Origin of the sequence: Curtobacterium sp. NPDC089991 (genome assembly GCF_044748425.1) — a bacterium.
In the GTDB taxonomy this organism is placed as follows: Bacteria; Actinomycetota; Actinomycetes; order Actinomycetales; family Microbacteriaceae; genus Curtobacterium.
The window spans coordinates 696,364-719,441 of the sequence record NZ_JBIVGB010000001.1 but is presented as its reverse complement, the minus strand read 5'-3'; the positions used below and the strand labels follow the sequence as shown (position 1 = coordinate 719,441).

Sequence of the window (23,078 nt, the reverse complement as noted above, 5' to 3'; positions counted from 1 at the left end):
AGGCCCGACTCGCCTCAGTGCTGCAGCATCCGTCCGGCGCGGATCACCAGGGCACGGTCGGTGCCCGGTTCCCCGACCAGGCACACGCCGACGGGTGCGCCGTCGACGGTGAGGGCGGGAGCGCTGACCGCCGGCAGGCCGCCGACGCTCGCGAGGCTCGTCATCGCCGTCGTCGCGGTCCGGGTGCGTTCGAGTGCCGCCGTGTCGGCGGCGATGAGCGGTGCCGGCCCGGGGACCGTCGGGAACAGCAGGGTCCGGCCGGCGAGGGCCGTGCGGATCGTCGCCCGGACGCCGTCGAGTCGCGCGACGGCGTCGGCGGTGGCTGCGGGGTCGTTCGCCCGGGCGGCGGCGAACCGGTCGCCGACGACGGCGCTCAGGCCGCCGGGGTGGGCGTCGATCCAGGCACCGTGGGCGGCGACGGCCTCGGCGGCCTGCACGAGGCGCAGCAGTTCACGCAGGTCGTCGAGGGGCGGGATCCCGAGGTCGGCGAGCCGCACGGTGCCGATCGGGTGGCCGTGCCCTGCGACGAACGCGGCGAAGGCCTCGGCGACGGCCGGCTCGACGAGGTCCAGGAGCTCGGCGGGGACGAAGAGCTCCGGCTCCGCAGGAGCGACCGGATCCGACGGCACCGTGGCGTCGAGCGCCGCGAGCAGGACGTCGGCGCTCCGGGTGAGCCACCCCACCGTGTCGAACGACGGCGCGAGGGGGAGCAGCCCTTCGCGGGAGACCGCGCCGTGGGTCGTCCGGAGGCCCCAGAGTCCCTGGTACGAGGCGGGGACCCGCACCGATCCCGCGGTGTCCGTGCCGATCCCGATCTCGGCCGTGCCGAGACGGACAGCCGATGCGGATCCGCTGGACGAGCCTCCTGGCAGTCGGGTCGGAACCGCCCCGTTGGGCGGGGTGCCGTGGTGTTCGTTGCGTCCCGTCAGGTTGTAGGCGAACTCGTCGGTGCGCGCGATGCCGCGGATCGCGGCGCCGGCGTCGAGGAGCGCCGCGACGGCCGCTGCCGGCGTCGTCTGGACGGGGGACTCGCGCAGGTAGGTCGGGTTGCCGGCGCCGACGGGCTGGCCGGGGACGGCGTACAGGTCCTTCACCGCGACGGTGAGCCCGTCGAGCGGTCCGGACGCCGTGGGGGCGACGAGCGGGTCGCCGACGGCGCGCCAGACGGTGGTGTCGAAGGCCTTCGGGCGGCCGGTGACGTGGGCTGCCTCGATGCGCCAGCGCGGACCGGCGTCGCCGTGGTCGCTGTTGCTGTTGCTGTCGCGTCGCCACAGCTGCGTCTGGAGGCCCTGCCCGCCCGCCGCGAACGCGGACACCGACACGACGAGGGCGAGTCCCTCGGCCAGGGGGCGGACCTCGACGCGCGTGAGCGACCGGGCCTGGACCCCACCCCGTGCCCCGCGGAACGCGCTGATCGCGTCGTGCCCGACGAGCAGGCCGCGGTCGTCACCGCGCATCGTGCCGGGGGCGTCGACGAATGCGGCGTCGAGCGCATCGAGGTCGTTCGCGGCGAGGGCGGCCTCGTACGCGTCGAGCGCCTCGAGCAAGCCCTCCGGTGCCGCGGTGCTCGTCTCGTGCGTGCTCGTCTCGTGCGGGCTCATCGTGCGGGCTCCTCGAAGTCGGCCTTGCGGATGCGGGCGTGCGCGCCGGTGACCAGGTCGACCACCTGCGAGATGTTGAAGTCCGTCGCCGCCGACAGGTAGGCGTACGCCAGGTGCGGCTCCATGCCCCAGCGGGCACCGAGGATCGCGACCGCGTGCCGGACACAGGCGCGGACGGCCTCGTCGAGGTCCGGGTCCATGCCCGTCGGCACGAGGAACTCGTGGGTCTCGACGAGCGGCCAGACCAGGTCGCCGAACTGCTGCGCTGCCTCGGCGGCGGGTGTCACGTCGAACCGGACGGTCGCGCGGAGCGACGCCTCCATCGCGGTGAGTGCGACCTCGCCGTCCCCCTGCGCGAAGTGCGGGTCACCGACGTACGCGAGCGCCCCGGGGACCAGGACCGGCAGGTGCAGCTGCGCGCCGACCTGCAGCAGGTTCACGTCGACGTTGCCGCCGTGCCGGCCCGGCGGCACCGAGTGCAGCCGTTCGCCGGGGGTGGCGACGCCCATGATCCCGAGGAAGGGGGCGAGCGGGAAGTGCGCGAAGCGGTCGCGGGCGCCGGTCAGGGGGATGCGGCCCCGCTGACCCGCGGCCGTCTCGACCACGTCGGCGAAGACGCTCACCGTGGTGCCGTCGACCGGGTACTCGCCGTGCAGGGCGCCGCGGCCGTGCCGGTTCGACACGACGCCGTAGTGCACCCGTGGCAGCGTCTCGAGCACCGTCATGGTCAGGACGTCGCCCGGCTCGGCGCCCGCGATGGCGATCGGACCGGAGACGACGTGCGGGCCGTCGGTGGCAGGGTCCCGGTGGCAGCTCCTGGCGATCGCGACGGCGTCGTCCAGCACGTGCTCCCCGGCGACGCCGTGCGACGCGAAGTACGCGCGGGGGTCACTGCCCTGGTCGGGCAGGATCCCCTCGTGGCTGACGGTGTCGATCGTGACGTCCTCACCGGACGCGATCGTGATGACCGGGCGGTCGTCGGCGTTCGGCAGCCGACCCCACAGGAGCGTGTCCGGGTCGACGGGCAGGTAGTGGCCGGACCGGATCGGGCCGGCGCCGGGCTGCAGGGTCGGGATCGCGGGGGTGTGTGTGGTCATCATCGGTCGGCCTTCCGTTCGACGAGGTGGGCGACGTCGGCGAGGTGGGCGGTCATCGCGTCACGGGCGCCGTCCTCGTCGTGCCGTCGGATGCAGTCGAGGATCCGTTCGTGCCAGACGAACGACGAGCGGCGACCTTCGCTGGTGCTGTGCGACCGGGCACGGACGTCCTGCACCCACCCGCTGCTGAGCTCGCACAGGGACACCAGCAACGGGTTGCCGGAGGTGCGCGCGACCTGCACGTGGAAGGCGACGTCCTGTGCCAGCGACTCCTCGGGACTGAGTCCCGCGTGCGTGGCGGCGAGGATGCGTTCGAGGGCGAGCAGGTCCGCTTCGCCGGCACGGACGGCGGCGAGACCGGCGACCCGGGGTTCGACCACCGTGCGGAACTCGGCGACGTGCTCGGCCCGCCGTGCCAGGTCGTCGCCGTGCGCTGCGCCCGTCTGCTGTTCGAGCAGGGCGGTCGCCTCCTCGGAGCGCGGCAGCACGACGGTGCCACGGCCGGGTGTCCGGGAGACGAGTCTGCGGCGCTCGAGCTCCTGCATGGCCTCACGCACCGTGGTGCGGGACACGGCGAGGTCCTCGGCCAGGGCCCGTTCCGGCGGGAGCTTGTCGCCGGGTGCCAGGTCCTCGAGCACCAGGCGGGCCAGGTGCGCGGCGGTCGCGGCGCTCAGGGTGCGGCCTCTCTGCATGGACAGGAGCCTAGGGTCATTGGTCCGCTTGGTTCATTGGTACGACCAACTTTTACACGCTCGTCACACGTGGCGTCCGAGTCGGAAACACGGCGGGCGAAGGGTGGGTCACGTCCGATCCATCCGATCCGAGGAAGACCCCACCATGGACCTGATCCTGCGCACGGCCCGCCTGACCGACGGCCGCCTGGTCGACGTCCACGTCGCCGACGGCACGATCGTCCGGGTCGCCGAGGCGGGCACAGAGGTCGCCGAAGCGGGCACGGAGGTCGCCGAAGCGGGCACGGAGGTCGAGCCGACCGAGGCGGCGCGCGTCGTGGACTGTGCCGGTCGCGTCGTGATCCCCGGGCTCATCGAGTCCCACCTGCACGTCGACAAGGCACTGCTCGACCGCGAACGACCGAACCCCGACGGCACCCTCGCCGGCGCGATCGCGGTGACGGGGGAGCTCAAACGCGGCTTCACCCACGACTCCGTCCGCGACCGCGCCCGGACCCTGCTCGACCAGGCGATCGCCAACGGCACCACACTCGTCCGGGCGCACCCCGACGTCGACCCCGTCGTCGGACTGACCGGCGTCGAGGTGCTCCTCGCCCTGCGCGACGAGTACCGCGACGCCCTGGACCTGCAGATCGTCGCGTTCCCGCAGGAGGGGATCGCGAAGGCGCCGGGCACGCTCGCCCTGCTCCGCCAGGCGCTCGCCGCCGGGGCCGACGTGATCGGTGGCTGCACCTACAACGAGGCGACCCTGGCCGCCTGCCACGAGCACGTCGAGACCGTCCTCGACCTCGCCGAGGAGTTCGACGTGCCGGCCGACCTGCACGCCGACTTCGCCGACGACACGTCCGACCCGCGGTTCGCCCTCGCCGGACACATCGCCGACCGTGTCGCCGCTCGCGGGCTGCGGGACCGGGTCGCCCTCGGACACGTGACCTCGCTCGCCAGTCTGCCGCCGGTCTCGCGCAGCGCCGTGCTCGCGAAACTCGCCGCAGCGGGTGTCGCGGTGGTGCCGCTGCCCGCCACGGACCTGCACCTCGGCGGTCGCTCGGACGACCGAGACGTCCGCCGAGGGGTCGTCCCGGTGCGCGAGCTCTGGGACGCCGGCGTCACGAGCGCCTACTCGTCGAACAACGTCCGCAACGCGTTCACGCCGTTCGGCAACGCGGACCTGCTCGACATCGGGTTGCTGCTCGCGCAGGTGGGACACCTGTCCGGCCCGGCCGACCTCGGGCGCGTGCTCGAGATGGCCACGTCGTCCGCGGCCCGCGTCGTCGGGGTCTCGGACACCCACGGCATCCGGCCCGGAGCCGCCGCCGACCTCGTCGTCCTGTCGACGACCGACCCCGCGGGCGTCCTGCTCGACCGCCCCGACCGGAACCTCGTGGTCAAGCGCGGCCGCGTCGTCGCGGAGACCACCAGGACCACCCGACTCACCACCGGACCCACCACTCGATCGAAGGAGCTCACCCATGCGTGAACGGATCCCGCACGAGATCGTCGCCTCGGTCCTCGCCGGCACCACGGCGTTCATCGGCGGCAACGCGCTGCACCTGCCCACCTGGGCGATCTTCATCAGCTGGGCGGGGATGTTCCTGCTCGGGGCGAAGCCCACGCTCCGGAACGCCACCCGGCTCTGGGCGGCGATGCCGATCGGGTCGGCCTTCGGCCTCGTGATCGTGCTGCTCGACCAGCGGTTCGGCACGGTGCTCGGCGATGGGCAGGCCGCGCAGAACACCGTGCTCGCGCTGCTCATCCTGGTCGTCAACTGCGCGCTGATGTACACGGGTCGGACGCGGCTGTTCGGGCTCGTGCCCGGCATGTTCCTCGGGTTCGCGTCCTTCTTCGCCACGTGCTTCGGCGGCTTCGGGTTCGATCCGGGCAACGCGTGGGCGGCATGGGCGTCGGTCGTCGTGATGAACGCGCTCGGTCCGGTGTTCGCGTACCTGTCCCGGCGGCTGACGTTCGCGCGGCCGACCCAGCCCGGCGCGACGACGGACACGCCCACGACGACCCCCGCCGTCGAGCAGCCGGTCGCAGCCAGGGTCTAGGCACCGACCGGTACGCTCGGTTCCCGTGTCACGAGTCGTCCGTCGCCCCCGCTCCGCCGTCCGGAGGCCCGTGACGATCTCCGTCGTCGCGGTCCTGGTGCTCGTCGCCGGGTACCTCGTGGCCGCCGCCGTCGTGCCGTTCGGTCCGGCGAGCGCCGCGACCACCACGTACTCGGCCCCGACGTCGAGCGTGCCGGCGCTGAGCTTCCCGGGCTACGGCGCCACCGCGGTCGAGGCCACCGACTTCCCGGAGAGCCTGCGCACCAGCGGTGACACGAAGCCCCGGTCCATCGCGAGCATCACCAAGATCGTCACGGCGCTCGTGGTCCTCGACGAGAAGCCGATGGCGGCGGGGGAGTCCGGCCCGGCGATCACCTTCACGCCGAAGATGGAGTCGCTCTACGCCAAGTACGCGGCGATGAACGGCGAGGTCGCGCCGATGCCCGCCGGCCTGAAGCTCACCGAGCACCAGGCGTTCCAGGTGATGCTCATGAAGTCGGCGAACAACTACGCCGGCGCCCTCGCCATCTGGGCCTTCGGGTCGATCGCCGAGTACGAGCAGGCGGCGACGAAGTGGCTCGAGGAGCACGACCTCGACGACACCACGATCCACGAGCCGACCGGTCTCGACCCGCAGAACACCTCGACCGCGACCGACCTGGTCGACCTCGGGCAGCTCGCCCTCGCGAACCCGGTCGTCAAGGAGATCGTCGGCACCAAGGACGTCACGATCCCGACGGTCGGCGAGATCGAGAACTCGAACAAGCTGCTCGGCCTGGACGGCATCGAGGGCATCAAGACCGGCACCCTCGACGAGGCCGGCGCCTGCCTGCTGTTCGCCGCGACCTACGAGCGCGGCGGCCGCGACGTCACCGTCATCGGCGTGATGCTCGGCGGGGTCGACCACGACTCGCTCGACGTCGACGTGCAACGGCTGCTCCGGTCGGTCGCGGACAACTTCCAGGTCGTGCCCCTGACCCACGCCGGCCAGACCTTCGGCACGTTCTCCACCCCCTGGCAGGACGAAGCCGACGCCGTCACCGCGAAGGCGGCCGAGGTCCTGGTCTGGGGGAAGACGAAGGTCCGGGCGAAGGCGCACCTCGACGAGGTCACCCTCGGGACGAAGGGCGAGCGGGTCGGGAAGGTCCGCTTCACGGTCACGAACCACGACCCGGTGTCGGTGCCGCTCGTGCTCGAGCGGACGATCGACGACCCCGGCGTCTGGTGGCGCTGGACGAACCCGTTCCAGGGCTGACGGTGCTCGTGCGCTGACGCGCACCACCCGGAGTCCGTACTGTCGGACGGGTGACGACGACGAAGACGTTCCCCCGGACCACCCCCTCCGCCCTCGACATCGACGCCCGCGGTGTGCTCGCGTTCGTCGACGCCCTCGAGTCGACCCCCGGCGTCGAGCCGCACAGCCTGATGCTGCTCCGCCACGGCCAGGTCGCTGCCGAGGGGTGGTGGCAGCCGTACGCGGCCGACCGGGTGCACCTGCTCTACTCGCTCAGCAAGAGCTTCACCGCAGCGGCGGTCGGCATCGCCGTGCGCGAGGGACTGATCGACCTCGACGCGACCGCGCTGTCGTACTTCCCCGAACTCGACGACGAGATCACGGACGAACGCAGCCGTCGCATCCGGGTCCGGCACCTGCTCGCGATGGCGAGCGGGCACCGCGAGGACGCCATCGACCGGGCCCGTGAGGCCGACCGCATGGACGTCGTGCGTGGCTTCCTGCTCCTGCCGCCGGACGAGGAACCCGGCTCGCTCTTCACCTACAACCAGCCGTGCACGTACACGCTCGCCGCGATCGTCCGGCGGGTCAGCGGCGATTCGCTGGTCGACTACCTGCGTCCCCGGCTGCTCGACCCGCTCGGCATCGACGACCTCGCCTGGCGCCGCGACGAGTCCGGCGGTGAGCTCGGCTTCAGCGGCTGCTACACCACGACGTCGGCGGTCGCCGCGCTCGGGCAGCTGTACCTGCAGCGCGGCGTCTGGGAGGGCGAGCGGATCCTCGACGAGGACTGGGTCGCGGCCGCCACGCGCAAGCAGATCGACAACCTCGACGAGGAGAACCCGGACTGGTCGCAGGGCTACGGCTTCCAGTTCTGGATGGCCCGCCACGGCTTCCGCGGCGACGGCGCCTACGGCCAGTTCTGCGTCGTCCTGCCGGAGCACGACGTCGTCCTCGCGATCACCGGACAGAGCCTCGACATGCAGGCGGTCCTCGACGCGGCCTGGCAGCACCTGCTGCCCGCCGTCGACCGGCCGTCCGACACGGGTTCGGACACCGCCCTGGAGGCCCGCCTCACCTCCCTGGGGCTGCCCGCGGTGAGTGGCGCCGCGGTCTCCGAGCACGTGGCCGGTCGTGCACTCCGCGTGCTGCCCGGTGCGGCGCTCGACGCCGTGGGCTTCGACCGCGGGGCCCACGGGATCCGGCTGACCGTGTCTGCCGACGGAGCGTCGGCGTCGGTGCCGGTCGGCGAGGGGGAGTGGGCCGTCGAGGGTGCCCTCGCAGCGAGCGCCGCGACCCAGTCGGACGGCACCGTGCTCGTCGGGCTCCGTTTCGTGGAGACGCCGCACCTGCTGTGGCTCCGTGTCGACCTCGCTGCCGGCACGGTCGGCACGACGTGGGAGACCGAACCGCTGCACGACGGCGCGCTCACGCTGCACCGGCCCGCCGACTGACCTGCGCCGACCACAGGGTGCACGACCCGGTTCGCGCCCCCGTGCCGTCATCGCGCCCTGGGGAGTCGGGGCGCGATGACCGTGGTGGGGCGCGGTCGGGGAGGCGTGCGGACTCGGATGGCCCTCGTTCCGCTACGGGGTGTCGGACTTGTGCTCGACGACGTCCTGCAGCTCGGGGCGCTTGGCGGAGACACCGTCGCCCGACGAGGTGTGCTTGATGCGGCGGACGACCCACGGCACCAGGTACTCCTTCGCCCAGCCGAGGTCCTCGGCGCGGGCCTCGCGCCACGGCCGCGCCTCGAGCGGTTCTGGGTTGAACGGCTCCAGGCCGTGCGGCACGCCGAGGGCGTCGAGCACCGCGGCGGCGATCGTGGCGTGCCCCGTGGGGGAGTGGTGCAGCCGGTCCGGTGCCCACATGCGCGGGTCGCGGAGCACCCGGAGGGCCCACATGTCCGCCACCAGCGCGCCGTGCTTCAGGGCGATCGCGTGCAGGTTCTCGTTGTAGATCGCCGTCTTGCCGCGCACCATGCCGAGCACCGGCGTCATGCCGACGTCGGGCCCGGTGAACAGCACCACGGTGGCGCCGTCGCTCCGCAGCCTGGACACCATGGCGTCCACCCGCTCGGCGAGTTCGTCCGGATCGGAGCCCGGCCGGATGATGTCGTTGCCCCCGGCGGACACCGTGACCAGGTCCGGACGGAGCGCGAGCGCCGGTTCCACCTGCTCGTCGATGATCTGCTGCAGCAGCCGCCCGCGGATCGCCAGGTTGGCGTACGCGAAGTCGTCGGACCCGTGGGCGAGCACCTCGGCGACCCGGTCCGCCCAGCCCCGGTTGCCCCCGGGGACGGTGGGGTCGGGGTCGCCGATCCCCTCGGTGAACGAGTCACCGATCGCGACGTACCTGGACCACGGATGACGATCTGACACGCTCCGGACCATAGTCTCGTGCCATGACGAAGGCCAACACGGGCGCAGCCGCCGGAGCGGACGCCGGCACGGACGCAGCGGCCTGGACCGTGCCGGACGACCTGCTCGCCCGCATCGCCGAACGCGCCCCCGGGTACGACGCCGCGAACGCGTTCTGCGCCGAGGACCTCGAGGAACTCCGCGCCGCGGGCTACCTGCGCATCGGGGTTCCGGTGGAGCGGGGCGGCTTCGGGCTCGGCCTCCGCGCCACGGCCGCCGTCCAGCGGACCCTCGCCCAGGCCGCGCCGGCGACGGCGCTCGGCCTGGGGATGCACCAGGTGTGGGTGCAGGCGGCGCGCGCCGTGACTGCGCGAGGTGCGTCGTTCCTCCAGGCCGTCACCGACCACGCGTCGGACGACCACCTGCTGGCGTTCGGGGTGAGCGAACCCGGCAACGACGCCGTCCTGTTCGACTCGTCGACGACGGCGGAGCCGGACGGCGACGGCGGGTACCGCTTCACCGGCACCAAGGTCTTCACCTCGCTCGCACCGGCGTGGGACGTCCTGAGCGTGTTCGGCAAGGACACCTCCGGCCCGGAACCGCGGCTGGTGCACGGCTTCGTGCTCCGGTCCGACGGCGGCGTCGAGCACCTGGACGACTGGGACACCCTCGGCATGCGGGCCACGCAGAGCCGCACGACGAAGCTGCACGGCGTGCACGTCCCCGCCGACCGCATCGTCCGGTCGCTGCCGGTCGGGCCGAACCAGGACCCGCTCGTGTTCGGGGTCTTCGCGGCGTTCGAGCTGCTCATCGCCTCGGTGTACGTCGGGATCGCCGAACGTGCGATCACGCTGGCGGTGTCCGGCGTCGGACGTCGCGTCGCGGCCGACGGCTCGCTCCGGTCGCAGGACCCGGACGTCCGGCGTGCGATCGCGGACATGCGCGGCGGCGTCGACGCGATCACCCTGCAGGTCGACGCGCTCGCCCGGTCGGTGGACGAACAGGACGACCTCGGTGCCCGGTGGTTCCCGCTGCTCGTCGGCACGAAGGCGCGGGCGGTGGACACCGCGCAGCACGTGGTGGACGAGGCCATGCGGGTGGTCGGGGGCTCGGCGTTCCGGTCCTCGAGCGAACTCGCCCGCCTGGCGCGCGACGTCCGGGCCGGCCAGTACCACCCGTCGTCGCGGGACTCGGCGGCGCGCACGCTCGCGGCGTCGGTGCTCGGCCCGCCCGCCTGACGCGGTCGCGCGCGGCCTGGCCGCGTGCCCCGGTGCGAGGTTGATCACTCCGTGCGGCCCTGTAGCGCCGCACCGAGCGATCAACCTCGCACCGAGCGCCGAAGGCCGCACCGTGCGGCTGCCGACCGCACGACCGGATAGTTAGCATCCGGTACGATTGGCCTCCCGAGCGCAGAGGAGGCGGCCGACTCGTGCCGAGGACCGACACCACGAACCGGACCCCTCCCCGTCGACGGACCCGCTCCCGGCGGCTCGCCGACGCGGTCCTCGCGCTCGACCCCGGGCTCGTGAAGACCGACGGCGCCCTCCGCACCCTGGTCGCGGTGCCCGCCGGCATGGCCGTGGGGTACGCCGTCGCGACAGCGTTCGGCCTGCCCGCGATCCTGGGCGTGATGATCGGCGCGATGCCCGCGTTCATCACCTGCCTGGTCATCGTCGATCCGAGCACCGGCCGGACGGCTGCCCGCACCGGAGCCGTCCTCGTGCCGTTCGTCGTCGCCCTCGCCGGCAGCATCGCCCTGCAGCCGTTCCGGCTCCTCGAGCTCGTGCTCATCGTCGTGCTGCTGTTCCTGCAGTTCGCCGCGGCCGCGTGGGGCGCGTGGGCCGCCGACGCCGCGATCGTCGGGTTCGCCGGGTACCTGTGCGGGCTGCTCCTCCCGCTGCCCGAGACGAGCGTCGTGCCGCTCGGCCTCGTCGTGGCCGCCTCGCTCGCCGCGACGGTCCTGGTCCGCCTGGTGCTCCGACCGGACGCGCACCGTGCCCTGTTGCGTACCCGCCGTGGCTTCGTCGCCCGTGGTTCGGCCGTGCTCGAGGCCGCTGCCGCCGTCCTCGCCGCGGCGGACGACCCGGCCGCACGACGCCGCACCCTGCGCCGCCTCCGTCGCAGCCGCGACCGGTACCACGAGATCGCGTTGACGGTCGACGGGATGCTCGCCGCGAGCGGGGTGGACGCCGACACCACGGCGGAGGAACTCCACCGGCTCGTGTTCGACACGCACTTCGCCGTCGACGAGCTCGGGCGCGGTGCCGGTGCTCTCGTCGAGCACGGCGCGCCGTCGGACGTTCGGCACGCCGCGCTCCGTGCCGTCACGATCGTCCTGCGCCACGGCGGCGGGCACGGCGAGGACGCCGCACAGACACTGCTCGCCCGCTACGGCATCACGGCGTCCGTCGGCGACCCCGGCTCGCGCACGACGGCCGTCGTCCGTCGGATGGCCGCCGAGTTCACCGACCTGCAGGGCGCCGGGCTGCGGTGGCGCGAGCTCCGCGACGAACTGCCGCGCCGCGGCGACGGCGTCGCGTTGGCAGCGCCCTTCGTCACGCCCGTCGTCCTCGCCGGCGGCCGCCCGGCCGGGGCCGTGCCGGTGCTCGCCGACACCGTCGCCGACGGCCCCTGGCGCCGCTGGCGACTCTCCGTCTCGCTGCGCACCGCGGTGCACGCCGCGATCGCCGTCGCGATCGTCGAGCCCCTCGCGCTGCTGCTCGACGGCCCGCGGTTCTACTGGGGCGTGATCGGCGTGATGATCGTCCTCGCCGGCACGAACACCACGCACGAGCGGGTCCGCAAGGGCCTGCACCGCGCGGTCGGCACGGTCGTCGGCGGCGCCGTCGGCATCGTCCTCGTGCACGTCGTCGGCACGGCGCACCCCTGGTTCACGCTCGTCCTCGTGTGCGTCCTGCTCGCGGTCGGCACGTACGGTTTCGGCGGCGTCTACTCGGTCTGGGTCGCGTGCCTGGTCGTCGTCCTGTGCCAGGTGTACGCGTTCTCCGGCAGCTTCACGGACTCGCTCATCCCGATCCGCCTCGCCGAGAACCTGCTCGGCGCCGCGGTCGCCGTGTTCGTGAGCGCCGTCGTCCTCCCGATCGCCACCCGGGCCGTCATCCGACGGGCCGTGCGCCGGCAGCTGACCGCGGTCCGGGCGTTCGTGCTCGCGCTGGTCGGGGTCGATGCGGACGCCGAGGCGGACGCGACCGACGGTGCGGGCGCGATCCGGGCCTCCCGGTCCGCCGAACCGGCCATCGACGCCGCCGCACCCGATCTGCGCGCACGATCGCGCGCCGTCGACGCAGCGACCTACCAACTGGACGCCGTCCTGCGCCCGATGGTGCGGTTCCCGACGGGCGGACCCGCCCGCGCGGACGCCAGGACCCGGACGTCCCTGCAGGCGGCGGCGACGTTCGCGCGCGAGGCGGCCGGGAGGCTCGGCTCGCCCCCGCAGGACCCGCCCGCCGCCCTGGTCGGTGCCGCCCACCGCCTCGCCGCGTCGATCGCGGACCTGGCCGACGGCATCGTGGCCGGGCCCCGGTCCGCCGCGCCGGCGCCGGTGTGGGCGCGGGTCGGCGACCAGCTCGACACGGCGGTGGGCGCGGCGGCGGGTGGTCCGGACCAGCAGACCGTCGAGGTCGCGGCGCACGCGCTGGGCCGCATCGACGAGGCGCTCGCGCTGCTAGCCGACCGGCACCGGGCGCCCGTGCTCGGCGAGACCGCCACGCGTTCGGCGGCCCCCGGCGCACGGTGAGCCCGGCGATGTCGGTGGTCCCTGGCATCATCTCGGTGTGAGCAAGCAGGACGGAAGCAACCGGCTCGTCTCCGACGCGCCAGTGGACGACGTCTCGGCGACCGTGCTGCACGTCGACATGGACGCCTTCTTCGCGTCCGTCGAACTGCTCGACCGACCCGACCTGGTGGGTCTGCCGGTCATCGTCGGCCACGACTCCGACCGCTCCGTGGTCACCGCTGCCACCTACGAAGCCCGTCGGTACGGCGTGAACTCCGCCATGCCGATGGCCATCGCGAAGCGCCGCTGCCCGAACGCGATCATCGTCGAGCCGCACTTCGAGAAGTACCGCGACCAGTCCGCCGCGGTGATGGCGGTCTTCGACCGGTTCACGCCGCGGGTCGAACGGCTCGGCATCGACGAAGCGTTCCTCGACGTCGCCGGCGCGCTCCGGCTGTACGGCACGCCGTGGGAGATCGGCCGGGCCATCCGGCGCACGGTCCACGCCGAGACGGGCCTGCACTGCTCGGTCGGCGCCGCGTCGACCAAGTTCGTGGCGAAGCTCGCATCGAGCCGGTCCAAGCCGGACGGGCTGCTCGTCGTGCCCGCGGCCGACACCATCGCGTTCCTGCACCCGCAGCCGGTCTCGGCGCTGTGGGGCGTGGGTGGCAAGACGCAGGAGACCCTCGAGCGCCGCGGCATCCGCACCGTCGGCGACCTGGCGAACACGCCCCTCGGGTCACTCGTGTCCGCGCTCGGGCCAGCCGGTGGCCAGCGCCTGCACGACCTGTCCTGGGGGCGCGACCCACGCGTCGTCGACACCGGCGTGGGCGAGAAGTCCATCGGGCACGAGGTCACGTTCGGCCACGACCTGACCGAGCGGGACGACGTCGCGCGCGAGCTCCTGCGCCTCGCCGACAAGGTCGCCGTCCGCCTGCGCCACGCCGACGTGCAGGCACGCACCGTCGCGCTCAAGGTCCGCTACACCGACTTCACCACACTGACCCGGTCGCGCACCCTCGCCGAGCCCACCGACGTCGCCAAGCGGCTGCACCGCGAAGCCGTCGAGCTGTACGACGTGCTGCACCGACCGGGCAACCGGATCCGGCTCATCGGGGTCCGCGGCGAGAACCTCATGCCGGCCGCCGCGAGCAACGCGCTGTGGGACGACGACGCGCCGTGGCGCGAGACCGAGACCACGGTCGACGCGGTCGCCGCGCGCTTCGGCGCAGGCGTGCTGCGACCGGCATCCCTGGTCCGCCGGACCCCCGACGGCCACGTCCCGCACGCCAGGCAGGACTGACGGTGGCGGTAGAATCAGGTCCAGTGAGCGCAGCGGAGTACGAACAGCAGCAGCCCGCCACGCTGTGGGCCGAGTCGGGGGACGACCACACGTCGTCGACGTCTTCGTCGTCGGTGTCCGCGCAGTCATCGGCGCACGCCGACGCCGTGGCACGGGACGAAGCCGACGCGGCCGCCCTGGCCGAGGCAGCCGGCAACTCGGCCGTCCAGCACCTGTCGCCGGCGTTCCCGGACCGAGCCGCGTGGGGCACCGCGTCGAAGCTCCGCGCGTGGCAGGTCGAAGCCCTCACGAAGTACTTCGAGTCCGAGCCGCGTGACTTCCTGACGGCCGCGACGCCCGGCGCCGGCAAGACGACGTTCGCGCTCCGCCTGGCCACCGAGCTGCTGGCGCGCGGCACCGTCGACCGCATCGTGGTCGTCGCCCCCACCGAGCACCTGAAGCGGCAGTGGGCGGACTCCGCCGACCGCGTGGGCATCCGCATCGACCCGATGTTCAAGAACGGCGACGGCATGTTCGGCCGGCACTACCAGGGCGTCGCGATCACGTACGCCCAGGTCGGCATGAACCCCGAGGTGCACAAGAAGATCACCGAGGGCGGGCGCACCCTGGTCGTCCTCGACGAGGTCCACCACGGCGGCGACGCACTCACCTGGGGCGACGGCATCAGGGAAGCCTTCTCCGGTGCCACCCGACGGCTCTCGCTGTCCGGCACGCCGTTCCGGTCCGACACCGCGCCGATCCCGTTCGTCCAGTACGCCCCCGACGAGCAGGGCATCCGCACTTCGATCTCCGACTACAACTACGGCTACGGCCGGGCGCTCAAGGACGGCGTCGTCCGGCCGGTGCTGTTCATGGCCTACGCCGGCCAGATGCGCTGGAAGACCCGGATGGGCGACGAGATGTCGGCTTCCCTGGGCGAACAGGTCACGAAGGACATCACCGCGCAGGCCTGGCGCACCGCGCTGTCGCCCGAGGGCGAGTGGATGCCGGCCGTGCTGTCCGCCGCCGACAAGCGCCTGACCGAGGTGCGCCGTGGCGTGCCCGACGCCGGTGGTCTGGTCATCGCGACGGACACCACCACGGCCCGCGCCTACGCCCGGATCCTGCAGCAGATCACCGGGGAACGGCCGACGGTCGTCCTGTCCGACGAAGCCGCCGGGTCCAGCCGGATCAGCGCGTTCGCCGACGACACCTCGCGGTGGATGGTCGCCGTGCGCATGGTGTCCGAGGGCGTCGACGTCCCACGGCTCTGCGTCGGCGTGTACGCCACGAGCGCGAGCACCCCGCTGTTCTTCGCCCAGGTGATCGGCCGCTTCGTGCGTGCTCGGCGCCGTGGCGAGACCGCCTCGGTGTTCCTGCCGAGCGTGCCCGGACTGATGGCACTGGCGGCGACGCTCGAGCTCGAACGCGACCACGCCCTCGACCGTCCGAAGGACGCCGACGACGGCATGTACAACCCCGAAGACGCGATGGTGGCCGAGGCCAACAAGGAAGACCGCGCGTCCGAGAGCCTGCTCGAGGTCCAGCCGTTCGAGGCGCTCGACTCACAGGCGTCGTTCGACCGTGTCCTCTACGACGGCGGTGAGTTCGGCACCGGCGGCGAGGTCGGGTCGCTCGAGGAACTCGACTTCATCGGCATCCCCGGGCTCCTCGAACCCGACCAGGTGCGCGACCTGCTCCGGGCGCGCCAGGCGACCCAGGCGAAGCGCTCCAAGGGCCGGGCGGTCAAGGACGGCCAACCGAAGGCCGCCGAGCCCGAGAACCGCCCGATGTACATGACCATCAAGGAGCAGCGGACCGAGCTCGCGCGACTCGTGTCGATCTGGTCCCGGCACTCCAACGAGCCGCACGGCTCCATCCACGCCGAACTCCGGCGCATCAGCGGTGGGCCGGCCGTGGCACAGGCGAGCATCGAGCAGATCCAGAAGCGCATCGACGTCCTGCGCTCCCGCATCGGCGGGCGCCGGTGACGGGTCCGGTCCGGGCGGTCCGCCCGTGATCGAGTCCGTCGACGACCGCACCTGGTACGTCAAGCGCGACGCCGAGTCCTCCCCAGAGGCGATCATCGACCGGTTCGGCGGTGGGTACCGGTTGCGACGGTTCTCGCTGACCGAGTCCCGACGCACCGCGCACGGGGTCTACATGGGTCTCGACCTCGCTGAGACGGCCTGGTGGCGACTCCGAGAGCGCTGATTCGCTCAGGAAGTGCGGCGTTCATGACGTTGACGGCCCGTATCCGGTAGACCGGAGGAATGGCAGACTCGATCCCTCACGTCCTCGTCCTCGGCGGCGGCTCCGCTGGCTACAGCACCGTCAAGCAGCTGCAGAAGCACGCCGCGACCGTGCCCATGCGCATCACGCTCGTGGACCAGAACACCTACTACACGTACCTGCCGTTCCTGCCCGAGGTCGCCGGCGGCCACATCGCCCCGAAGGACGTGACCGTCGAGCTGCGCCGTGCGCTCCGCAAGACCCGCGTCATCCAGGGCAAGGTCACCGGCATCTCGTCGAAGGACAAGACCGTCTCGATCGCGACCGCCGGTGGCGACGACCGCACGCTCGGCTACGACCAGCTCGTCGTCGCGCTCGGCTCGGTCACCCGCACCTTCCCGACCCCCGGGCTCGAGGAGTACGGCGTCGGCTTCAAGAGCGTGGAAGAGGCCGCCTACGTGCGCGCCAAGCTCCTCGACAACATCGCCAAGGCCGCTGCCACCCGTGACGAGGACGAGCGTCGTCGTCTGCTGACCAGCGTCTTCGTCGGCGGTGGCTACACCGGCGTCGAGGCGATCGGCGAGCTGTTCGACGTCTCGCAGGCCGCCATCAAGACCTACCCGTCGCTCGCGGGGGAGCAGCCCCGCTGGATCCTCATCGACGCGCTCGACCGTGTCGCGCCCGAGGTCGGCCCGGAGCTGTCCAAGTGGACGCTCGAGTCGCTCCGCGCCCGCGGCATCGACGTGCGCCTGAAGACCACCATGCCGAGCGCCGAGGGTGGCATCGTCAAGCTCTCCGACGGCGACGAGATCCCCACCGGGCTGCTCGTCTGGACCGCCGGCGTGAAGCCGAACCCGCTGCTCGACGCCTCCGACCTGCCCCGCGGACCGAAGGGGCACCTCGCCGCCAACGCGAAGCTCCAGGTCGAGGCCGAGGACACGCACGAAGTCGTCCCCGGTGTCTGGGGTCTCGGCGACGTCGCACAGGTGCCCGACCTGACCGCCGACAAGCAGCCGGCGTTCTACCCGCCGAACGCGCAGAACGCCGTCCGTCAGGCCGTCGTCGCGGCGGACAACGTCGTCGCGACGATCACCGGCAAGCCCCTCGAGGAGTACCGCCACCCCTCGATCGGCACGGTCGCCTCGTACGGTGTCGCGAAGGGTGCCGCGAACATCAAGGGCATCAAGATGACGAACCTGCTCGCCTGGCTCGCCCACCGCGCGTACCACGTGTACGCGATGCCGACGCTGAACCGCAAGGCGCGCATCGTCATCGGTTGGGTCACCGGTGCCGTCTCGGGCCGCGACGCGACCTCGCTCATCAAGGAGACGGACCCGCGCCGCAACTTCGTCGAGGCGTCGAAGTCCTAGACGCGACCACCTGACGGACGGGAGGCGCGGTGCCAGCCGGCACCGCGCCTCCCGTCCGTCCGTGCGTGCGCTGTCTTGCTCGCTGCCGTATGCGTGCGCATCTTCCGACGCTCCACTTGTCGATCGACGCGTGGTCCGTCGGAAGATGCGCACTCATCCAGTGCGTGTGCGTGTTCCGACAGCACACGCGTCGTTCCCCTGGTGGTCTGTCGGAACTTGCTCACGCATCGGCCGTGAGCGCAGCGAACTGGCGGGCGGTGGCCGTGAGCGCAGCGAACTGGCCGTGCCCCCACCCCTGGCCGTGAGCGCAGCGAACTGGCCATCCCCGAGGCGGTGACGCCCTGAGCGCAGCGATGGCGGCACTCGCCGGGAGACGCAACAGAAAATGCCCCCGGACCGAAAGGTCAGGGGGCACCGCATGTTTCTGTGTCCGAAGGGGGACTTGAACCCCCACGCCCTAATACGGGCACTAGCACCTCAAGCTAGCGCGTCTACCAATTCCGCCATCCGGACTGGATGTGTGGCGATTTCCCCGGGTTTCCCCGGCGTCCCTGCCGAGAGAAAACACTAGCACGGGTCTGAACGCCCGATGAACACGGCCGTGCATCCCGGGCGCGTCCGTGGGGCTGGGTTCCCGGCGCGTCCTGCGGCGTCACCGGGCCGGGGCGCGTCGGTGCGGACCGATACCGTGGTGGCATGACGAACCCGGAGCCGACCGCGACCGAGCTCGAGGCCACGGCGGCGATCGCGCGTGACCTCATCCGCATCGACACCACGAACTGGGGCGAGGGGAAGTCGCGCGGCGAGACCGAGGCGGCGCACTACGTCGAGGACAAGTTGCGTGGGCTGGGCCTCGAGCCGCAGTTGTTCGAGTCCGAGCCGGATCGCGTCAGTGTCGTCGCGCGGGTGCCCGGCCGCGATCGTGACAAGCCGGCCCTCGTGGTGCACGGCCACCTCGACGTCGTGCCGGCTGATCCGGCGAACTGGTCGGTCGACCCGTTCGGCGGTGTCGTCAAGGACGGCTCGCTGTGGGGGCGGGGCGCCGTCGACATGAAGAACATGGACGCGATGATGCTCACGTCGTTGTCGGACGTCATCGCGGCGCAGGGGGCTCCCGAGCGGGACCTCGTGATCGCGTACTTCGCCGACGAGGAAGCCGGGGGAGTGCTCGGCTCGCACCACGTCGTCGAGCACCACCCCGAGGTCTTCGCCGGGGCCAGTGCCGCGATCAGCGAGGTGGGCGGGTACTCGATCACCCTCGGCGACCGTCGCGCCTACTTGCTGCAGACGGGCGAGAAGGCGCTGATGTGGATCAAGCTCGTCGCCCGTGGCACCGCTGCGCACGGTTCGCACGTCATCCGCGACAACGCCGTGACGAAGCTCGCCGCGGCCGTCGCCCGGATCGGCAGCGAGGAGTGGCCGGTGCGCCTGTCGGCGACGACGGACGCGATGGTCGCCGAGGTCGCTCGGTTCCTGGGCGTCGACCCGACCGTGACGGGCCCGGACGAGGTCGCGCTCGCGACCGGGTCGGCCTCGCGGTTCATCCACGCCGCGCTGCACACCACGACGAACCCGACGGTCCTGACCGCGGGCTACAAGCACAACGTGATCCCGGACACGGCCGAGGCGCTCGTCGACATCCGGTGCCTGCCGGGAGACGAGGAGTCGGTGCTGGCGCGTGTGCGGGAGCTCGCCGGTGACGAGGTCGAGGTCGTGATGTCCTTCCGTGACATCGGTCTCGAGCAGGACTTCGGCGGACCGCTCGTCGACGCCGTCCGCGACGTCCTCGGCCGCCACGACCCGGGCGCCCCGGTGCTGCCGTACCTGCTGTCCGGCGGCACGGACAACAAGGCGCTGTCGACGCTCGGGATCGCCGGGTACGGCTTCGTGCCGCTGCAGCTGCCCGCCGGCGTGGACTTCCCGGCGATGTTCCACGGTGTCGACGAGCGGGTGCCGCTCGACTCGCTGGCCTTCGGTCGGCGTGTTCTCGGGGACCTCCTGGCCACGTACTGATATTGTTCATGGTCGCCTGCGTGGCGGTGTCCTGACCGACCTCCCCCGAAAGGCCCGTGCGTGCACATCCTCGAGGCGATCTTCCTCGGCTTCGTCCAGGGGCTCACCGAGTTCCTGCCGGTGTCCTCCAGCGCGCACCTGCGCATCGTCGGGCTGTTCCTGCCCGACGCGAAGGACCCGGGCGCGGCCTTCACCGCGGTGACGCAGCTCGGCACCGAGACCGCGGTGCTCATCTACTTCTGGAAGGACATCACCCGGATCGTCGGGCGGTGGTTCCGCTCCGTGTTCCGGCGCGATGTCCCGAAGGGTGACCCCGACGTGCGCCTCGGGTGGCTCGTGATCCTCGGCACCATCCCGATCGGCATCGCGGGGCTCCTGCTGAAGGACTCCATCGAGACCACGTTCCGCTCGCTCTGGATCGTCGCGATCGTGCTCATCGTCTTCGGCATCGTGCTCGGGGTGCTCGACGTCGTCGGCCGCAAGGAGCGTCGGATCGAACACATGACCTTCGGTGGCGGCATCCTGATCGGGCTCGCCCAGGTGCTCGCACTCGTCCCCGGGGTCTCCCGCTCCGGCGCGACCGTGTCGATGGGGCTCGCGCTCGGTTACACGCGGCCGGCCGCGGCGCGGTTCGCGTTCCTGCTGGCCGTCCCCGCGGTGTTCCTGTCCGGTCTGTACGAGGCCGCGACGAGCCTCGGTGACCACGGAGCGCCGTTCGGACTCGCCGACACGCTCATCGCGACGGTGGTGGCGTTCGTCGTCGGGTTCGTGGTGATCGCGGCGTTCATGAACTACATCAGCAAGCGCAGCTTCATGCCGTTCGTCGTGTACCGCATCGCACTCGGTATCGTTCTCATCGTGTTGTTGTCGCTCGGAGTGATCCAGCCGTGAGGGCCTGGCAGGCCCCGGCCGTCCCCGACGTCCCCGGCGCAGCGCCGCGGCCCGTCGTGCACGACACCGCCACCGGCAAGCCGGTCGACCCGACGCAGGGCGAGGAGCGCGCTGCGCTGTACGTCTGCGGGATCACCCCGTACGACGCCACCCACCTCGGGCACGCGGCGACCTACCTGGCGTTCGACACGCTCGGCCGCGCGTGGCGCGACGCCGGCCTCGACGTCGAGTACGCGCAGAACGTCACCGACGTCGACGACCCGCTGCTCGAGCGCGCCACCCGCGACGGCGTCGACTGGCGCGAGCTCGCCGCGTCGCAGATCGACCTGTTCCGTCGCGACATGGAGTCGCTGCGGATCCTGCCGCCCGACGACTTCGTGGCCGTCACCGACGAGGTCGACCGCGTCGCCGAGGCCGTCGCGTTCCTGCAGGAGACCGGCTCCGCCTACGAGGTCCCCACGCCGGACGCAGAGGGCGACGACCTGTACTTCGACGTCAACCACCCCACCGACGCGTGGTCGCTCGGCGACGAGAGCGGCCTGGACCGCGAGACCATGCTCACGCTCGCTGCTGAGCGCGGCGGCGACCCGGAGCGCCCCGGCAAGCGTGACCCGCTCGACCCGCTGCTCTGGCGTGCGGCCCGCGACGGTGAGCCGAGCTGGGACTCCGAGATCGGCCCCGGCCGGCCCGGCTGGCACATCGAGTGCAGCGTCATCGCCGGCGACCGCCTCGGCCTCCCGATCAGCGTGCAGGGTGGTGGCAGTGACCTCGTCTTCCCGCACCACGAGATGAGCGCGGGACACGCAGCGGCCCTGGCGCACCAGCCCCTGGCACACGCGTTCGTGCACACCGGGATGATCGCCTACCAGGGCACGAAGATCTCGAAGTCGCTCGGCAACCTCGTCACCGTGCGGGGGCTGCTCGACGACGGCGCGGACCCCCGCGCGATCCGGCTCGCGCTGCTGTCGCACAAGTACTCCGACGACTGGGAGTGGTTCGACGCCGAGCTCACGAGTGCCACGACGCGCCTCGCGACCTGGGACGCCTGGGCATCGGGTGCGTCTGCAGGGCACGCCGACGACGCGGCCGACGTGGCGTCCCGGATCCGGGCGCGGGTCTCCGACGACCTCGACACGCCGGGTGCGGTCGCCGCGGTCGACACTGCGATCGCCGGGGGCACGGCGTGCACGCCTGAGCTCGCCGACCTGATCGACGCGCTGCTCGGCATCCGTCTGGCCTGAGCTCGGGCCGGCGGCGTCGTTGTCGGCCTGCGTCGACAGGTGACGACACGTCGTGTGCCGGTCGCCGTTCGGTCAGGAACTGTCGCCTGAGCGAGCGGCAACCGACAATTCGCGACCACCCTGCGGAGGTGAGCGGGGTGCCGTGACCGTTCGCGCCCCCGGACTGGAGGCCCGTGGCGGACCCCCCCCGTGCCTCCCGTCCGCCGTGCGGTCGCAACGCGTCACGTGCGTGCCGGCGACAGGTCACGAACTGTCGCCGAGGCTGGCGGCAGCCGACAGTCCGCGACCTCTCGGCGGAACCGAGCGGGGTGTCGGCTACTGCTGGGGCGGCTGCGGGGGCCGCCAGGGCCCCTCGCCACCAGCGGTGCCGCCGTCCTTGCCGTCCTTGTGCTCGCGGCGCCGCAGGTACTGCTCGAACTCCTGCGCGATCGCGTCGCCCGAGGCCTCGGGGGAGTCGACGGTGTCGCGGGCCTGCTCGAGCTGCCCGATGTACGAGGCCATGTCCTCGTCGTCGGCGGCGAGGGCGTCGATGCCGTCCTCCCACTCGGTGGCGTCGTCGAGCAGGGTGCCACGGGGCACGGTGACGTCGGTGAGCTCCTCGATCTTGTCGAGCAGCGAGAGGGTGGCCTTGGGGGACGGCGAGTTGTGCACGTAGTGCGGGACCGAGGCCCAGAGCGACAGCGTGGTCAGCCCGGCCTTGTCCATCGCGTCGGCCAGGACGCCGAGGATGCCGGTCGGACCCTCGTACGAGGACTTGTCGACGTCGAACGCGGTGCGGACGCCGGCGTTCTCGCTCGAGACGAAGACCGAGATCGGTCGGGTGTGCGGCACGTCGGCCAGCATCGCGCCGACGAAGACGACGGCGTCGATCGAGTACACGTCGGCGAGGTCGATGATCTCGGCGCAGAAGCCGCGCCAGGTGCGCGAGGGCTCCGGACCGACGAGGACGAACACGTCGCGGTCGGTCGGGGAGCCGGTGGCGCCGATGACCGGACGGCCCTCGGCCCCGGGGCCGTGCAGCACGATGCGGGGCCACTGCACCCCACGGGCGCCGGTCTCGTCGGACCCCATGGTCGGACGGTTGAACTGGTAGTCGACGTACCGCTCCCCGTCGAGCTCGCGCAGCTCGTCGAGCCCGAGGGACTCGACGATGCGGCGGGCGAGTCCGCTCGCGGCTTCGCCGGCGTCGTTCCAGCCCTCGAAGGCGACGACGAGCAACCGGCCGTCGCTGAAGGGGGAGTGCTGTGGCACGGAGCGGACCTCCTGGTGGTGGAGCGGAGC

At 72.4% G+C, this 23,078-nt stretch carries 18 protein-coding genes and 1 tRNA gene; 13 read left to right on the top strand and 6 right to left on the bottom strand.

What is annotated here, in order from left to right:
• Nucleotides 1-14 precede the first annotated feature (14 nt).
• The 3 genes from ACIPV1_RS03470 to ACIPV1_RS03460 are packed head-to-tail and all read right to left on the bottom strand — an operon-like array spanning nt 15 to nt 3,390.
• On the bottom strand, nt 15-1,601 hold the full coding sequence (locus tag ACIPV1_RS03470; protein WP_123937871.1) for an AtzH-like domain-containing protein: 1,587 nt from the start codon (nt 1,599-1,601) through the stop codon (nt 15-17).
• On the bottom strand, nt 1,598-2,698 hold the full coding sequence (locus ACIPV1_RS03465) for an acetamidase/formamidase family protein (RefSeq protein ID WP_123937874.1): 1,101 nt from the start codon (nt 2,696-2,698) through the stop codon (nt 1,598-1,600). Before ACIPV1_RS03465 ends, ACIPV1_RS03470 begins: the two co-directional genes overlap by 4 nt.
• Nucleotides 2,698-3,390 (bottom strand): FadR/GntR family transcriptional regulator, encoded by a 693-nt coding sequence (locus ACIPV1_RS03460; RefSeq protein ID WP_123937876.1) that lies wholly within the window; start codon nt 3,388-3,390, stop codon nt 2,698-2,700. Before ACIPV1_RS03460 ends, ACIPV1_RS03465 begins: the two co-directional genes overlap by 1 nt.
• 145 nt (nt 3,391-3,535) lie before the next feature.
• Between ACIPV1_RS03460 and ACIPV1_RS03455 the strand changes: the two genes are divergently transcribed.
• Genes ACIPV1_RS03455 through ACIPV1_RS03440 form a run of 4 tightly spaced genes read left to right on the top strand, consistent with a single transcriptional unit; the run spans nt 3,536 to nt 8,126 of the window.
• Nucleotides 3,536-4,867 carry an amidohydrolase family protein gene (locus tag ACIPV1_RS03455; RefSeq protein ID WP_123937879.1) on the top strand — a complete coding sequence of 444 codons (1,332 nt, stop codon included), beginning with the start codon at nt 3,536-3,538 and terminating at the stop codon, nt 4,865-4,867.
• A complete protein-coding gene (locus tag ACIPV1_RS03450) occupies nt 4,860-5,438 on the top strand; it encodes a DUF1097 domain-containing protein (protein ID WP_260154732.1) in 579 nt (192 codons plus the stop codon). Before ACIPV1_RS03455 ends, ACIPV1_RS03450 begins: the two co-directional genes overlap by 8 nt.
• A 25-nt stretch (nt 5,439-5,463) precedes the next feature.
• Entirely contained in the window at nt 5,464-6,693 is a 1,230-nt protein-coding gene (locus tag ACIPV1_RS03445; protein ID WP_123294391.1) for a D-alanyl-D-alanine carboxypeptidase family protein, read from the top strand.
• A gap of 50 nt (nt 6,694-6,743) precedes the next feature.
• Nucleotides 6,744-8,126 carry a serine hydrolase gene (locus ACIPV1_RS03440; RefSeq protein WP_123937882.1) on the top strand — a complete coding sequence of 461 codons (1,383 nt, stop codon included), beginning with the start codon at nt 6,744-6,746 and terminating at the stop codon, nt 8,124-8,126.
• A 132-nt stretch (nt 8,127-8,258) separates the two neighbouring features.
• Here ACIPV1_RS03440 and ACIPV1_RS03435 read toward each other — a convergent pair whose 3' ends face one another.
• On the bottom strand, nt 8,259-9,053 hold the full coding sequence (locus ACIPV1_RS03435; RefSeq protein ID WP_111084173.1) for an SGNH/GDSL hydrolase family protein: 795 nt from the start codon (nt 9,051-9,053) through the stop codon (nt 8,259-8,261).
• A gap of 23 nt (nt 9,054-9,076) precedes the next feature.
• Between ACIPV1_RS03435 and ACIPV1_RS03430 the strand changes: the two genes are divergently transcribed.
• The 6 genes from ACIPV1_RS03430 to ACIPV1_RS03405 all read left to right on the top strand — a co-directional run bounded on the left by ACIPV1_RS03430 (nt 9,077) and on the right by ACIPV1_RS03405 (nt 17,652).
• On the top strand, nt 9,077-10,270 hold the full coding sequence (locus ACIPV1_RS03430) for an acyl-CoA dehydrogenase family protein (RefSeq protein ID WP_402725762.1): 1,194 nt from the start codon (nt 9,077-9,079) through the stop codon (nt 10,268-10,270).
• Between the two features lie 191 nt (nt 10,271-10,461).
• On the top strand, nt 10,462-12,789 hold the full coding sequence (locus tag ACIPV1_RS03425) for an FUSC family protein (RefSeq protein WP_123937887.1): 2,328 nt from the start codon (nt 10,462-10,464) through the stop codon (nt 12,787-12,789).
• Nucleotides 12,790-12,826: 37 nt separating this feature from the next.
• Complete coding sequence (gene dinB, locus ACIPV1_RS03420; RefSeq protein ID WP_123937890.1) at nt 12,827-14,071, top strand: DNA polymerase IV; 1,245 nt, start codon at nt 12,827-12,829, stop codon at nt 14,069-14,071.
• Nucleotides 14,072-14,217: 146 nt separating this feature from the next.
• Entirely contained in the window at nt 14,218-16,041 is a 1,824-nt protein-coding gene (locus tag ACIPV1_RS03415; protein ID WP_374102060.1) for a DEAD/DEAH box helicase, read from the top strand.
• 25 nt (nt 16,042-16,066) lie between these two features.
• Complete coding sequence (locus ACIPV1_RS03410; protein WP_123294394.1) at nt 16,067-16,264, top strand: hypothetical protein; 198 nt, start codon at nt 16,067-16,069, stop codon at nt 16,262-16,264.
• A 59-nt stretch (nt 16,265-16,323) separates the two neighbouring features.
• Nucleotides 16,324-17,652, top strand: coding sequence for an NAD(P)/FAD-dependent oxidoreductase (locus ACIPV1_RS03405; RefSeq protein ID WP_111083993.1), 1,329 nt, complete (start codon nt 16,324-16,326; stop codon nt 17,650-17,652).
• Between the two features lie 427 nt (nt 17,653-18,079).
• On the opposite strand, the gene ACIPV1_RS03400 is transcribed toward ACIPV1_RS03405, so the two are convergent.
• Nucleotides 18,080-18,165, bottom strand: a tRNA-Leu gene (locus ACIPV1_RS03400).
• Nucleotides 18,166-18,348: 183 nt separating this feature from the next.
• Here ACIPV1_RS03400 and ACIPV1_RS03395 point away from each other — a divergent pair.
• Genes ACIPV1_RS03395 through mshC form a run of 3 tightly spaced genes read left to right on the top strand, consistent with a single transcriptional unit; the run spans nt 18,349 to nt 21,797 of the window.
• Nucleotides 18,349-19,665, top strand: coding sequence for a M20/M25/M40 family metallo-hydrolase (locus ACIPV1_RS03395; RefSeq protein ID WP_123937896.1), 1,317 nt, complete (start codon nt 18,349-18,351; stop codon nt 19,663-19,665).
• Nucleotides 19,666-19,725: 60 nt separating this feature from the next.
• A complete protein-coding gene (locus ACIPV1_RS03390; RefSeq protein WP_402725761.1) occupies nt 19,726-20,556 on the top strand; it encodes an undecaprenyl-diphosphate phosphatase in 831 nt (276 codons plus the stop codon).
• Nucleotides 20,553-21,797, top strand: a complete 1,245-nt coding sequence (mshC, locus tag ACIPV1_RS03385; protein ID WP_123937899.1) for a cysteine--1-D-myo-inosityl 2-amino-2-deoxy-alpha-D-glucopyranoside ligase — start codon at nt 20,553-20,555, stop codon at nt 21,795-21,797. Before ACIPV1_RS03390 ends, mshC begins: the two co-directional genes overlap by 4 nt.
• Nucleotides 21,798-22,112: 315 nt before the next feature.
• On the opposite strand, the gene ACIPV1_RS03380 is transcribed toward mshC, so the two are convergent.
• Nucleotides 22,113-23,048 carry a proteasome assembly chaperone family protein gene (locus tag ACIPV1_RS03380; RefSeq protein ID WP_123312593.1) on the bottom strand — a complete coding sequence of 312 codons (936 nt, stop codon included), beginning with the start codon at nt 23,046-23,048 and terminating at the stop codon, nt 22,113-22,115.
• Between the last annotated feature and the right edge of the window lie 30 nt (nt 23,049-23,078).